The 501-nt window shown below is 39.3% G+C and carries 1 protein-coding gene; it reads right to left on the bottom strand.

Translation table 11 applies throughout. The features are described 5' to 3' along the window. Positions 1-7: 7 nt before the first annotated feature. Positions 8-501: IS630 family transposase (locus Q0976_RS24030; RefSeq protein WP_299497393.1), on the bottom strand; the 494-nt coding region annotated here is incomplete at its 5' end.

The raw sequence follows: 501 nt of genomic DNA, 5'->3' as shown, positions 1-501 counted from the left end.
TAAGTGCTTAACTAAAAGTTATCGTATATTTTGATGGGTAATTATCCATGATGCTTTTTACACTCTTTTTAAGCGCATCAAAAGTGATATAGTCATGGCAAGATAACCATTCATATTTGATCTTTTTCCACAGTATTTCAATGATATTGAGTTCAGGAGAATAAGCGGGTAAGTACATCACGACTAACCCTTTTAATAGCCATTCATGACACTTTTCTTGAAAACGCTTGGCGCGATGAAATGACGCATTATCAAGATATATCACAGTCAATTTATCCAGTGGCTGCACATCGATAAATTGTTCGAACGCCTCTATAACGACATCGGTATTCACTCTGCTTTCTGTCGTGTGATGGATCAGCGTGCCTTTTCGGCTTAAAAAGCCAAGCACATTAAGCCTTTTGCTTCGTGAGTAACAAGGCAGGGCTAATGGCTCACCTTTTGGAGACCAAGCGTAGGGGAGATGTGATTGCTGGCTAAAGCCTGACTCATCAAAATAAA

It is taken from the genome of uncultured Shewanella sp., assembly GCF_947501665.1.
Lineage (GTDB): Bacteria > Pseudomonadota > Gammaproteobacteria > Enterobacterales > Shewanellaceae > Shewanella.
This window is presented reverse-complemented; position numbering and strand designations above follow the sequence as displayed.